Below are 13,387 nucleotides of genomic sequence, written 5' to 3' on the forward strand. Positions count from 1 at the left end.
GTATATAAGTCTGATAGCAATCGGATTCTGAGGGGCATACGATACGTCTAGGAGGGGCTATTTTGCAAAGAAATATGTACACCCGAATAACGATCGTGCTATTTATTATCGGTTTGATGATAGCGGTACAATACAATACCATACAAAAACCAGCTGAGCGAGATACACGAGATATTTGGGCAATAAGAGAGGAATTAGCACAAGAAAAGCAAAGACATTCCGCATTACTGGCAGAAATTCGCTCACTTCATGAAGTAGTGGATCGCTATGAGCAATCTGAAAAAGTAAATCAGCAAGCGGCCTTAAATGAAACATTGAATCGTTTAAAGCTACAGGCAGGATTATCAGAAGTAATAGGGCCAGGTGTCATACTTCGTGTTGAACCTGCACCTGAATTAATTGAAATGGGTTATGAAATAAAAGAAATTTCACCCGATTTGTTAACTCAATTATTAAATACGCTTTTTAAAAACGATGCTACTAGTGTCTCAATTGATGGTAATCGAGTAGTTCAGACAACAGCCATTCGGGATATAAATGGTAAGTCAACAGTGAACAGTATACCACTGTCTTCACCGTCTTTTGAAATACATGTTGGGACAAGCAATTTTAAAGCAGCTCAAAAATTGTATAATTCACTACAAGCCTCAACATTTATTGACTCATTTTATTTAGATAATTTTAACTTAGTGATTGAAGAACCGACCGACCAGTTACAAATTCCAGCATTTGATCAGCCATTGACAAATGATTATTTAGCAGAGGTAAAAAAAGGAGATTAATATATGTGGCTACCATTTTTAGGTTTGATATTTGGACTTGCCCTTGGTTTGTTAACAAATATACAAATCCCCTCTATGTATGAAAATTATCTGTCAATAGCTGTTTTAGCAGCTCTAGATACATTATTTGGTGGTATTCGCGCTCAATTACAGCAAGTTTACGACGATAAAGTTTTTGTATCAGGATTCTTTTTTAATATAGTTCTAGCAGCAGGCTTAGCCTTTATAGGCGTGAATTTGGGGATAGATTTGTATTTAGCAGCCATCTTCGCTTTTGGAGTACGTTTATTCCAAAATATAGCGATTATTAGGCGTATTTTACTAACTCGCTTAGATGATAAACGTCACAAGAGAAAAAAAACTTCCATAGAATGAGAGAAAAATTGACAAAATTACTCGATTTGCTTAGACATTATGCCAAATTTACAATAGAATGAAAATAAGAGCATTTTCAAGGAGGTGCAGCGAATTGAATCAGCAAGATTTATACATTTCTCTTGATATAGGGTCCTCCTCTATCAAGGTATTAATAGGTGAAATGAGTGACGGGCAATTACATGTAATTGGCGTCGGAAATGTAAAGTCGAATGGCGTTCGAAAAGGTGCAATTGTTGATATCGATGCAACAGTACAATCTATTCGAAAAGCAATTGAACAGGCCGAACGAATGACAGGTTATCAAATCCATGAAGTCGTTCTAGGCGTTCCAGCTAACCAGACGATGTTACAGCTAGTTAAAGGTGTTGTCGCTGTAAATAGTGAAAACAGAGAAATTACAGATGATGATTTAGACAGAGTGGTAGAATCTGCACAAGTCATGTCAATACCTCCTGAACGTGAATTAGTTAACATCATTCCAAGACAGTTTATTGTGGACAACCTTGATGAAATTAAAGATCCTCGTGGTATGATTGGCATCCGACTTGAAATGGATGCGACAATGATTACGACATCCAAAACTCTTTTACACAATGTACTTCGTTGTGTCGAACGAGCTGGTTTAAGTATACGAGAAATATATTTACAGCCATTAGCATCAGGCTACTTTGCATTAACAGAAGATGAAAAAAACCAAGGGACTGCCTTTATAGACTTAGGGGGCGGATCTACAACAATTACAGTATTTGAAGAGGGATTGTTAACTCATACTGGTGTCATACCAGTTGGTGGTGATCATATAACGAAAGATATTTCGATCGTTTTAAAAACACCAACAGAACAAGCAGAACAAATCAAACACCAATTTGGACATGCCTTTTATGATGATGCATCTGATGATGAACTCTTTGAAGTGCCTATCGTAGGTACAGATTCTACTGATCAGTACAGCCAGCGTTTTATATCAGAAATTATTGGTGCTCGTTTAGAAGAATTATTGGAGTTAGTTATTGATGAATTAGCGCGTTTAGGTGTTCGAGATTTACCGGGTGGCGTTGTGCTAACAGGTGGTGTTGCAAAGCTTGAGGGTATCGCCCAATTAGCACGTCAAATTCTACAAACGCGTGTAAGAATCTATACACCCGATTATATTGGCGTTAGAGAGCCATCATTTGCGACGGCAGTTGGACTTATTCGTTACGCCTATTTAGAAGATGATTTTTACGGTAAAAGTACGAATACGCAACCTGTTGAATATGCAGTTGTAGGTGCTCAAACAGCTATCAATAAAAAGCAAGAGTACTCTACACCTTCAGAACCAAAAGAAAGCGTAATCGGGAGAGCAAAAAAATTATTTGATAAGTTTTTTGATTAACTAGAATGCGTAATGATTGATACAGAGTCGAGTTACCGTGGGAGGAAAAAGAGATGTTAGAATTTGATACAAGTGTTGATGAACTTGCAGTAATAAAGGTCATAGGTGTTGGTGGCGGCGGTAACAACGCTGTCAATCGAATGATAGAACATGGTGTACAAGGTGTTGACTTTATCGCAGTGAACACAGATGCACAAGCATTAAACTTATCTAAAGCGGAAATAAAGCTACAAATTGGTGCTAAATTAACGCGTGGACTAGGTGCAGGTGCAAATCCAGAAGTTGGAAAAAAAGCTGCAGAAGAGAGCAGAGAACAGCTAGAAGAAGTTCTTCGTGGTGCAGATATGGTATTCGTGACAGCCGGTATGGGTGGTGGAACGGGCACTGGTGCAGCACCAGTGATTGCACAAATTGCACGTGAATTGGGATCCCTTACAGTAGGGGTTGTCACACGCCCGTTTACTTTTGAGGGACGTAAGCGTCAAACACAAGCAATCGGTGGAATTGGTGGTATGAAGGAAGCGGTAGATACACTGATTGTGATTCCAAACGACAAGCTATTACAAATTGTGGATAAATCAACGCCAATGTTAGAAGCATTCCGAGAAGCTGATAATGTTTTACGTCAAGGTGTACAAGGTATTTCTGACTTGATTGCAACACCTGGTCTTATTAACTTAGACTTTGCTGATGTGAAAACGATTATGTCTAACAAAGGTTCAGCATTAATGGGGATTGGTATCGCAACAGGCGAAAATCGAGCTTCTGAAGCTGCAAAGAAAGCCATTTCAAGTCCATTGCTTGAATCATCAATCGACGGTGCTAAAGGTGTCCTAATGAACATCACAGGTGGTTCAAATCTTAGTTTATTTGAAGTACAAGAAGCTGCAGATATCGTAGCTTCAGCATCAGATGAAGAAGTAAATATGATTTTTGGTTCTGTTATTAATGAAAATCTTAAAGATGAAATCATTGTTACAGTTATTGCGACTGGCTTCACAGAGGAAGCTTTACATCAACAACGTACTACAGCAAAACCGACACTCAACATGAACAGACAATCTGCTCAACAACAACAGGCGCCAATTCGTGAACAACGACAAGAAACGCATGTACAACAAGAGCAGCCACGTCAAAATCAACAACATTATGCACAGGATGACATGCTTGAAGTCCCAGCATTTTTACGTAATCGCAAAAATCGCGGATAAAACAAGCATAAAACTTCTAGAAAGCTCGTATTCTACATATGTAGGGTACGAGCTTTTTATATTTATATGATGTTCAAATGTGTAAGGAAACCATGTTTTTTGTCAAAACATTTTCAGGAAATGATGCGATTGTTTGACAATATTTGTGGGAGTAACGTGCTAACTTTGTTAGTAGGAGGCGGCTGTTATGTATGGAGAATGGCTGGTGCTCATTAATACACTTTTTAATCTAGCGATACTCACGTTTACAGCAAAAGTAACAGGGGTCTTTGTGAAGAATTCAAGATTATTAATGAGTTCATTTTGTAGTAGTTTAGTAGCTGTCATTGGTGGTCAAATGCTGTGGACGACGGTGCTTAGTTTTATTTTGCTAATTGGTATTGCTTTTCACTTCAAGATTCGAAGCTTTCAAAAACAAGGACCTATTGTGTTAACAGCAACGATCGTTATTGGCGGATTGTTAACAGCACTACAACCTTTTTTAAAAAATCTTTCTGTTACCCATTTTATAATGATTTGCTTTTTACTTGCAGTTTTAAATCTCGTTTTGTTTTATAAGCAATGGGGTTTTGTAAAGCTAGAGCGTTTAAGTGGTCAGTTTGTATTTGAAACAACTTTATCAATTTTTGGCGCAACAATACCGCTTTCTGCCTTTGTTGATACTGGAAATCAAGCCATTGAGCCATTATCAGGAAAGCCTGTGCATTTTGTTTCTTATTCAGCTTTGCGACCACATTTACCTACAGTGTTCTGTAAATCATTAATAGAATGGCAAGAAAAAGATCCGTACAATGTTTCTATGTTTTCAGAGGATTTTCAGCGTTATATACGATTTATTCATGTCAATACAGTACAGCAGCAAACGGTTGTACTTGGTTTTCGCTTTGATGAGTGGCATATAAAGGGGGAGCCTTCACAAGTGAAAAAGAATGAATATATCGTTTTAACAAAAAAAGCTAAAAATTTTCCGCATAGCACAGCAGCAATTTTACATTTTTCAGCGCTTTCAAATAACTCATAGAGGGGGAGAACTATTGCTTCTTAGGCTACTTGCTAGCTTGAAAAAATTATGGAGTAAGTTTCGGAGTCGTGAAACGTACTATATAGGGGGAAATGATTCATTGCCAGTGCCATTAAGTCGAGAAGAAGAAGTTACAGTCATTGCATCCTTTATGAACGGTGATTTACGAGCTAGAGACACACTAATTGAACGTAATTTACGTCTTGTTGTTTATATTGCTAGACGTTTTGATAATACGGGAACGCCAATTGAAGATTTAATCAGCATTGGCTCCATTGGTTTAATAAAAGCGATTGAAACGTTCAATACGGATAAAAATATTAAACTTGCAACATATGCATCACGCTGCATTGAAAATGAAATTTTAATGCATTTACGAAAAACAAGTCGTATGAAGGGTGAAGTTTCTTTAGATGAACCACTAAACTCTGATGCAGATGGAAATGAATTATTACTGTCAGATATTTTAGGAACAGAAGAGCATATTATTCTAGATAATGTGGAGAAGAAAATTGAACGTCAGCATATGTTCCATGCTATTAATTTACTAGGTGCGCGTGAGCGATATATTATGGAGTGTCGTTTTGGTCTCAATGGAAAAGTGGAAATGACACAAAAAGAAGTTGCGGATCATTTGGGCATATCGCAATCATATATTTCTCGATTAGAAAAGAAAATTATTCAAGATTTACGTGAAAATTTAAATCAACCAATATCGTAGAAAGGGAAATTTAACCTACCTAAAATTGGTCGCAGCTTTTTTGCATATTCTTGTTTCTCTCGGACAAACTGATGTCACGGTTTAGTCAGAGAATAACATCCGGAGGAATCGAATATGCGAACAAAAGTAGATCTTTGCGGCTTAGATACATCGACTTTGCCAATATTAAAGCACGAGGAAATGAAGGAACTCTTCATCCGTTTGCAAGCTGGAGAAACTGAGATCAGAGAAGAGCTTGTGATGTGCAATTTAAGGTTAGTGCTTAGTATTGTCGGTAGATTTGCCTATCGGGGTGAACAGGCAGATGATTTATTTCAAGTAGGCTGTATTGGCCTCATGAAAGCCATTGATCATTTTGATTTAAAGCATAATGTACGATTTTCGACATATGCTGTACCAATGATCATTGGTGAAATTCGTCGCCATCTGCGTGATCATCATGCTTTACGTGTATCTCGCTCTCTAAGAGATATAGCATATAAGGCAATGCAGGCGAAAGAGCAATGGATAACCGAGAATTTGCGAGAGCCAACGATTGAAGAAATTGCAGATATGATTGACATGAAAAAAGAAGATGTTTTATTTGCTTTAGATGCCATTCAAGACCCAGTTTCATTACAAGAGCCCATTTATTCAGATGGTGGAGACGCTGTTTATATGATGGACCAATTACGTGATGATGATGTATCAGAGGATCAATGGGTTGCCTACGTGTCGGTAAAGGAAAGCTTGCAAAAGTTAGATGAACGTCAGCAAATGATCGTTGCTAAACGCTTTTATTATGGAGAGACCCAAACTGAAATTGCTAAGGAATTAGGGATATCTCAAGCGCAAATTTCACGTCTTGAAAAAAATGCAATTGAAACAATGCAAAAAGATTACAAATAAAAAAGTGCGCATCGGATTATTCGGTGCGCATTTTATCTTCATTCAATGAACAAGTGATACATAAATATAAAGTGACAGCAAAGTTTGATGATAGAAATGGATGGATGCACTAAAGTAATAGATAGAGGAGGTATGACATTGCGTTTTTCGATGTTACAGCAAAAAGAAGTAATAGAAGCAGGGAATGGGCGATTTATAGGATTTGTGATAGATGCCGAAGTATCAAAAGAAACGGGCTATGTTACAGCTTTTTTGATTGCAGAGCCGCGTAAATATCTTGGTTTTTTTAAAGGGGAAGAGTCTGTAAGAAAAGTGTATATGAAAGATGTACTTGTCGTTGGCAAGGACGTCATTTTAGTCAAAGCACTTTCATAAGACATAAGATCAATAAATTTGAGGTGAATGTACGCTGACATAGGTCAGGCTATTCATTGATAAATCAAGCATTGCTTGTTACAATAAAAGAAACTATTGTTGTAAAGTTGGGAAAAACAGTGACAAAAATCTTAACAAATTTAAACAAACTACATGATTTAATAACAGCAGCAGAAAAAAAAGCCAATCGTGAGGGCAACGATGTTCAAATAATTGCCGTGACAAAAGAAGTTTCTGTTGAAAGAACGCAAGAAGCAATTGATGCCGGGCTCATTCATTTAGGAGAAAATAGACCTGAAGGCTTAAATCGTAAAATTTCAGAGATTCAAGCTAATGTACATTGGCATTATATCGGGTCACTTCAAACGCGGAAAGTAAAGCAAGTGATTAACTACATTGATTATTTGCATTCCTTGGATCGTTTGAGTTTGGCAGAAGAAATTGAAAAAAGAGCAGAAAAACCTGTTAAATGTTTTGTACAAGTAAACGTGTCAGGTGAAGAATCAAAACATGGTTTAACGATTGAAGAAGTTTTACCGTTTGTAGAAGCATTAAAAAGTTTTACAATGATTCAAGTTGTAGGTTTAATGACAATGGCACCAAATACAGAAGACGAAGCTAGTATTCGCTCTGTTTTCAAGCAATTAAAACAATGTCAACAGCAAATAGCCGAGCAAGGATTCGCACACGCACCTTGTACCGAGTTATCAATGGGCATGTCTAATGACTTTGAAATTGCGGTAGAGGAAGGGGCTACTTTTGTTCGAGTCGGAACGGCTCTTGTTGGAAATGAAAGAGGGGAACAGGATGAGCATGAAAAATAAAATTAAAAACTTCTTTTACCTTGAAGAAGAATTAGAAGAAGAAATCACGCAAGCTCCTATTCAGCAGCAACAACCCATACAACAACAGCAACCGATTCATTCCGTAAAGCCTAAAAAAACGATTAAAGAACGTAAGGCAGCTATTCATGAAATTGTGCCACAAAGTACAGCAGCAACTCCTAACAACATTGTTAGTTTGCAGGCAGCTATGAGTTCTAAAGGAGCAAAAGTGGTCTTGATAGAGCCTAGAGTCTATGCAGAAGCACAAGATATTGCAGAGCATTTAAAAAATAAGCGTGCAGCAATCGTCAATTTACAGCGTATTGAACGAGAGCAAGGAAAACGCATTATTGATTTTTTAAGTGGGACAGTTTACGCACTTGCAGGGGATATCCAACGTATTGGTAAAGATATTTTCCTTTGCACGCCAGATAATGTAGAAGTAACTGGTGAAATTACAAACTTTATTTTAGACGATAATTAATAGCGAGGATTGTAGTTTATATGACTTTTTTTATAATACTTGGTTATGTATCATTAGCATTTAAGATTTATTCATTTATGCTAATTGCATATATCTTAATGTCTTGGGTGCCTGCCGCTCAAAATTCAGCTATTGGTCGAATGCTTGAAAAAGTATGTGAACCATATTTGGGGATTTTCAGAAAGTTTATTCCGCCTCTTGGTATGATTGATATTTCACCAATTGTGGCCATCTTCATGCTGAATTTTATAGAACGAGGGCTTTATATAGTCATTCAGAAAATATACTTTATGTTAGTTTAGAAGTAAATCCTCACGCTTTGGTGGGGATTTTTTATTTATCTTGATTCCGCTATGCTTTCGGTTCAGAAGATTTCCTCCACTGTAGGAGGGGATATGAATGTTTGTTTAGCCTTTTTCAACGGGTGTTTCAATGCCTGTTGCAACGCTGGTGTGATCAACATCATGTCCAAACCCACCGGCGGATGTAGCCAATTTTAAAGAGAGGTAGATGCAGATTAGTTAACCGTTGTCACAAATGTGGTGGTTTTAGGTTAAGTTCAACTCATCAGCTCGAAAAAATTTGGACGCAATGATGCTGCGGCGTCATTGATTGGGAATACTATGTTCATCCAAGCAACAAAGCAAATAGGAACTAATGAAAGAGGAGACAACAAGATGGAACACTTAATCCAGCATTTTCGAAAAGATGAACAACCTTTTATTGAGCAGGTTATAAGCTTGCAGCGTGAAGTTGAAGATCGCTATGCGCCTAAGCTGACAGATTTTCTTGATCCGAGACAACGTTTTATTGTGTCTTCTATTATCGGACAAGATTATACCTTAAAAACAGCATGTGCAGGTTTATTTGATGTGGCAGAGAGACAGCGTATGCTCATTTTTCCTGCTTACTATGAAGCGACAGAGGAAGACTTTCAGCTGACGGCATTTACAATTCACTATCCTGTAAAATTTGTTCAACTACGACATCCAGATGTTTTAGGTGCGTTGTTATCATTAGGCTTAAATCGTGGTAAGTTCGGTGATATTCGTGTCAATGAGCATCAACTACAATTTGTAGTAGCTCAGGAGGTGGCAGATTATGTAAGGATGCATTTGACAGGTATTGGTAAAGTTAAGGTGCATGTCGAATCCCTAAAAGAAAATGAGCCACTCCTAGTTAATGAAGAAGAATGGTTTGAGGAATCACACACTGTTTCTTCCATGCGTTTAGATGTGATTATTGCGACCGTTTTAAAAGTGTCGCGTCAAAGGGCCCAAGCTTTAATTACTGGCAATAAAGTCCGTGTTAATTGGACAGAGCGGGATACAGTTGCTTTTGAATTACAAGAGGGAGATATTTTATCGATACGAGGAAGCGGTCGAGTGAAAATAATTATGACAGAAGGCCGTACAAAAAAGGATAAAATTCGTCTACAAGTCGGTCGTTTGGCCCAAAAAAGCTGAAAGTGAATTAAATTTCATTAATTTTTACTGCTAAGTTGACGGAACAATTGTATAATAGGAGATACGAATGTACATGTAAAGGAGAGAAGGATTGTATGCCATTATCACCTATTGATATACATAATAAGGAGTTTACAAAAGCCTTCAGAGGTTATGCTGAAGATGAAGTAAATGAATTTTTAGATCAGATCATTAAAGACTACGAAATTTTGTTGCGTGAAAAAAAAGAAGTCGATAAGCAATTAGAGATGTCCTTAGAACAAGCAAGGCATTTCAACTCCTTGGAAGAAACATTGCAGAAGTCCATTGTAGTTGCACAAGAAGCTGCCGATGAGGTGCGAAGAAATTCACAAAAAGAGGCAAAGCTCATTGTGAAAGAGGCTGAGAAAAATGCTGATCGAATTGTCAATGAAGCTTTAACGAAAGCTCGTAAGGTGACAATTGAAATTGATGAGCTAAAAAAGCAATCTAAGGTATTCCGTAACCGTTTCAAGATGCTTGTAGAGGCACAGCTTGATTTACTTAATGCAGATGACTGGGATCATTTGCTTCAGTATGATATTGATTTAACAGAAATTCAATCATCTGTCGAGGAAGCACAGGAATCCGAAGAAATTTAACTTTCATTTTGCTGTGAACAACCTTAAATGAAACTTGACGCGATTGTTTGAATTCCATATACTTTGTAATAGTAATTATTTTGAACAGATATGCATATAAGCAGAGACGAAGACAGTATTTGTTAGGCGTGGTGAAGCGATTTGGGGATAGTGGAAGCCCAAACAAGCAACTAACATTGAACATCACTTCTGAGCTAAATAACTGAAAAAAGTAAGTTATTTCGCGATGCACGGCGTTAATGTGCTTTTAAGTGGTAGCGCAAGCTAAATTGTGCTACAAGTAGGGTGGTACCGCGAGTAGAAGCTTCTCGTCCCTTAGTGGGATTGAGGGCTTTTTTTGTTTGTCAGCGAATCGTTTTAGTTGAGTTTGCCAATAACTGTCCTATGAGAAGAGAGTCTACATGCTGTTTGTGTAAAATAAGGGAGGAATTTTAATGGTTGAATACAAAGATACTTTATTAATGCCAAAAACAGATTTCCCAATGCGTGGAAATCTACCGGCAAATGAGCCGAAGATGCAAGAAAAATGGAATGGCGTGGATATTAACAAATTACAGATGGAACGTACTGAAAACCGTCCAGAATTTGTCCTACATGATGGTCCTCCATATGCAAATGGTGATATCCACATCGGGCATGCATTAAATAAAGTATTAAAGGATATGATTACACGACATCGTTCAATGACTGGCTACCATGTTAATTATATTCCAGGCTGGGATACACACGGATTACCAATTGAGCAAGCATTGACAAACAAAGGTGTAAAACGTAAAGAAATGTCAGTAGCTGCATTCCGTCAACTTTGTGAAGAGTATGCGTATGAACAAATTGACAATCAACGTTCTCAATTCCGTCGTCTAGGCATTCGAGGTGATTGGGAAAATCCTTATATTACATTGAAGCCTGAATTTGAAGCACGTCAAATTGAAGTGTTCGGTAAAATGGCAGAAAAAGGATATATTTATAAGGGATTAAAACCTGTTTATTGGTCGCCATCTTCTGAATCGGCTCTTGCAGAAGCTGAAATTGAATATAAAGACATCAAATCACCATCCATTTATGTAAGCTTTGCTATTAAAGATGCAAAAGGCGTTGTTCCAGCAGATGCTAAATTTATCATTTGGACAACAACACCTTGGACATTACCAGCAAACTTAGGGATTTCTTTAAACCCTGAATTTATGTACGTAGTAGTTGCAGTGGCAAATAAAAAATTCATCATTGCGAAAGAATTATTAGAGTCAGTAGCAAATGCCCTAGGATGGGAAGACTATGAGGTTGTACAGGAAGTAAAAGGTGAGGCACTGGATCGTGTTGTAGCTCAACACCCATTCTATGATCGTGAATCTCTTATTATGGTTGGTGAACACGTAACAGCTGAAGCGGGTACAGGCTGTGTTCATACGGCACCTGGACACGGGGAAGACGATTATCATATCGGTAAACAATATGGCTTAGGCATTCTTAGCCCTCTTGATAATAGTGGTTGCTATACAGATGAAGCACCTGGCTTTGAAGGCATATTTTATAATGATGCCAATAAACTAGTAACAGAAAAACTAAAAGAAGTAGAAGCATTAGAAAAGCTTGATTTCTTTACGCACTCATACCCACATGACTGGCGCACAAAAAAACCTGTTATTTATCGTGCGACACCACAATGGTTTGCATCAGTTGAAGCATTCCGTAGTGAGTTGTTAGAGGCTGTTAAAGCAACAACATTTACACCAGCTTGGGGAGAAACTCGTCTTTATAATATGATTCGTGACCGAGGTGATTGGGTAATTTCACGCCAACGTGCATGGGGTGTGCCAATTCCAATTTTCTATGCAGAAAATGGTGAACCAATTATTACACCTGAAACAATTAGTCACATCTCAGCATTATTCCGTGAGAATGGGTCAAATATTTGGTTCCAAAGAACAGCAAAAGAATTATTACCAGAAGGCTTTACACATCCAGGTAGCCCGAACGGTGAATTCACAAAAGAAAATGATATTATGGACGTATGGTTCGACTCAGGTTCATCACACCAAGGCGTACTTGTAGAACGAGGCATGAAGTATCCAGCTGATCTGTATTTAGAAGGCTCTGACCAACACCGTGGTTGGTTTAACTCATCTCTTATTACATCTGTAGCTATTAACGGCTATGCACCATATAAAGGACTTTTAACACATGGTTTCGTTCTTGATGGTGAAGGACGTAAAATGAGTAAATCATTAGGTAATGTGATTATTCCACAAAAAGTAATGGATCAGTATGGAGCAGATATTCTTCGTCTATGGGTTGCTTCTGTTGACTATACAGCTGATGTGCGAATTTCTATGGATATGTTAAAGCAAGTATCAGAAGTATATCGTAAAATTCGTAATACGTTCCGTTTCTTACACGGCAATATTGCTGATTTCGATCCTATGAAAGATCGTGTAGCCTACGCAGAACTTCGCGAAATGGACCAATACGTGTATATGCGCTTACAGGATGTTTTAAAAACTGTACGTGCTGCGTATGATCGTTATGATTTTGCTGCTGTCTATCATGTAGTCAATAATTTTGTAGCTGTAGAGCTTTCTTCATTCTATTTAGATATTGCAAAAGATGTTGTCTATATCGAAGGTCATGACAATAAAGACCGCCGTGCTATGCAAACGGTCATTTACGATACATTAATGACATTGGTTAAAATTATGACACCAATTATCCCTCATACAACAGATGAGATGTGGTCTTACTTACATGCTCAAAGTATAGTAGAGGAAGTTTCTGTTCAATTAACTGACTTCCCTTCAGTAGATGAACAAGCGAATTTTGAAAGCCTTCGTACAAAATGGGAAAAAATTATTGATGTACGAGATGATATCTTAAAAGCATTAGAGGAAGCTCGTAATGCTAAAACAATTGGTAAATCACTTGAGGCAAAAGTGACAGTATATGCGAAAGAGGATGTTGTAGCATTATTGAACGATGCGAACATTGACTTTGCACAACTTTCCATTGTTTCTGCTTTTGAGGTAGCTACAATAGATGAAGCGCCAGCCGATGCTTTGGCACTTGAGCATGTTTCAATTGTTGTAGAGAAAGCAACAGGCGAGAAATGTGAGCGTTGCTGGTCAATTTCTGAAACAGTTGGTGCAAATGAGGAACATCCAACTGTTTGTGCGCGCTGTGCAGAAGTTGTAGAAAAATATTACGCTTAAGTGATTCCTATGAATAACAAGAATCTACCTTCTATGTAG

Annotated in this window: 14 protein-coding genes and 1 other annotated feature; all 14 genes read left to right on the forward strand. The window is 37.7% G+C overall.

Annotated elements, in window-relative coordinates:
* Positions 1–62: 62 nt before the first annotated feature.
* The 14 genes from GJU32_RS01260 (at position 63) to ileS (ending at position 13,348) form a co-directional block, all read left to right on the forward strand.
* Positions 63–782, forward strand: a complete 720-nt coding sequence (locus GJU32_RS01260) for a DUF881 domain-containing protein (RefSeq protein ID WP_155590141.1) — start codon at positions 63–65, stop codon at positions 780–782.
* A 3-nt stretch (positions 783–785) separates the two neighbouring features.
* Entirely contained in the window at positions 786–1,157 is a 372-nt protein-coding gene (locus GJU32_RS01265; RefSeq protein WP_155590142.1) for a small basic family protein, read from the forward strand.
* A 94-nt stretch (positions 1,158–1,251) separates the two neighbouring features.
* Positions 1,252–2,535, forward strand: coding sequence for a cell division protein FtsA (gene ftsA / locus GJU32_RS01270; protein WP_155590143.1), 1,284 nt, complete (start codon positions 1,252–1,254; stop codon positions 2,533–2,535).
* Between the two features lie 53 nt (positions 2,536–2,588).
* Positions 2,589–3,746 carry a cell division protein FtsZ gene (ftsZ, locus tag GJU32_RS01275; protein WP_155590144.1) on the forward strand — a complete coding sequence of 386 codons (1,158 nt, stop codon included), beginning with the start codon at positions 2,589–2,591 and terminating at the stop codon, positions 3,744–3,746.
* 187 nt (positions 3,747–3,933) lie between these two features.
* Positions 3,934–4,767, forward strand: coding sequence for a sigma-E processing peptidase SpoIIGA (locus GJU32_RS01280; protein ID WP_155590145.1), 834 nt, complete (start codon positions 3,934–3,936; stop codon positions 4,765–4,767).
* 13 nt (positions 4,768–4,780) lie between these two features.
* The gene (sigE, locus tag GJU32_RS01285) at positions 4,781–5,488 is read left to right on the forward strand and encodes an RNA polymerase sporulation sigma factor SigE (RefSeq protein WP_009373518.1); all 708 of its coding nucleotides are present in this window, start codon (positions 4,781–4,783) and stop codon (positions 5,486–5,488) included.
* A gap of 114 nt (positions 5,489–5,602) precedes the next feature.
* On the forward strand, positions 5,603–6,376 hold the full coding sequence (gene sigG / locus GJU32_RS01290; protein WP_155590146.1) for an RNA polymerase sporulation sigma factor SigG: 774 nt from the start codon (positions 5,603–5,605) through the stop codon (positions 6,374–6,376).
* 132 nt (positions 6,377–6,508) lie between these two features.
* Positions 6,509–6,751 (forward strand): PRC-barrel domain-containing protein, encoded by a 243-nt coding sequence (locus GJU32_RS01295; protein WP_230874892.1) that lies wholly within the window; start codon positions 6,509–6,511, stop codon positions 6,749–6,751.
* A gap of 119 nt (positions 6,752–6,870) precedes the next feature.
* Positions 6,871–7,575: a YggS family pyridoxal phosphate-dependent enzyme gene (locus GJU32_RS01300; protein ID WP_338016786.1), complete on the forward strand. Its 705-nt coding sequence runs from the start codon at positions 6,871–6,873 to the stop codon at positions 7,573–7,575.
* On the forward strand, positions 7,559–8,059 hold the full coding sequence (locus GJU32_RS01305) for a cell division protein SepF (RefSeq protein ID WP_155590148.1): 501 nt from the start codon (positions 7,559–7,561) through the stop codon (positions 8,057–8,059). The genes GJU32_RS01300 and GJU32_RS01305 overlap by 17 nt, the downstream gene beginning before the upstream one ends.
* Positions 8,060–8,079: 20 nt before the next feature.
* Entirely contained in the window at positions 8,080–8,361 is a 282-nt protein-coding gene (locus tag GJU32_RS01310) for a YggT family protein (protein ID WP_155590149.1), read from the forward strand.
* A gap of 375 nt (positions 8,362–8,736) precedes the next feature.
* Positions 8,737–9,525, forward strand: a complete 789-nt coding sequence (locus tag GJU32_RS01315; protein WP_155590150.1) for a YlmH family RNA-binding protein — start codon at positions 8,737–8,739, stop codon at positions 9,523–9,525.
* A gap of 95 nt (positions 9,526–9,620) precedes the next feature.
* Positions 9,621–10,145 (forward strand): DivIVA domain-containing protein, encoded by a 525-nt coding sequence (locus tag GJU32_RS01320; RefSeq protein ID WP_155590151.1) that lies wholly within the window; start codon positions 9,621–9,623, stop codon positions 10,143–10,145.
* A 94-nt stretch (positions 10,146–10,239) separates the two neighbouring features.
* Positions 10,240–10,464 (forward strand) — a binding site (T-box leader).
* 115 nt (positions 10,465–10,579) lie between these two features.
* On the forward strand, positions 10,580–13,348 hold the full coding sequence (gene ileS, locus GJU32_RS01325) for an isoleucine--tRNA ligase (RefSeq protein WP_155590152.1): 2,769 nt from the start codon (positions 10,580–10,582) through the stop codon (positions 13,346–13,348).
* Positions 13,349–13,387: the final 39 nt, after the last annotated feature.

Source organism: Lysinibacillus cavernae (assembly GCF_009724685.1).
GTDB lineage: Bacteria > Bacillota > Bacilli > Bacillales_A > Planococcaceae > Lysinibacillus > Lysinibacillus cavernae.